The following is a 424-nucleotide window of genomic DNA, read 5'->3' as shown; positions in this document are numbered from 1 at the left end:
CTTTAATATTAAGCGCATCAATATTTCTACCTTCATCGAAAATATAATTAAAATCAAAAAGAGTAGTTTGGTTTATTCCGTCTATGTATGGGTGGACGTGATCAAACATTGATTTATCACTTTTATATTTTTGATTACATCGAGTTCCAGCAGGTATGAGATTTGAAAGTGTTAATCCGAGAAATGGAAACTTTGATTTAGGAAAGAAATGATCAAGATCTGGTCTTGTTTCAGCACCTACTTCATTGATAGTTTCAATGTCTTCATTGTTACAGTATGGACATACGTCTAAGTCCAAGCTATTGGTGATTTCTCGTCCAAACACTCGTGACATTGCGTTATAGTTAAATATCCTAGAAAACTCATTAACCCAATTTGAAAATAAATCAACTTCTTCATTACTTAAATCATAGGTTCCAGTTTT

Annotated in this window: 1 protein-coding gene; it reads right to left on the bottom strand. The window is 32.1% G+C overall.

The window, feature by feature from the left end; genetic code table 11:
- On the bottom strand, positions 1-424 hold a 424-nt coding region (locus tag ASV53_RS24660; protein WP_275657128.1), incomplete at both ends, for an HNH endonuclease family protein.

The organism is Photobacterium sanguinicancri (assembly GCF_002265265.1).
GTDB lineage: Bacteria > Pseudomonadota > Gammaproteobacteria > Enterobacterales > Vibrionaceae > Photobacterium > Photobacterium sanguinicancri.
Note: the sequence above shows the minus strand (reverse complement) of the source record. Positions and strands in the feature narration are given on the sequence as shown.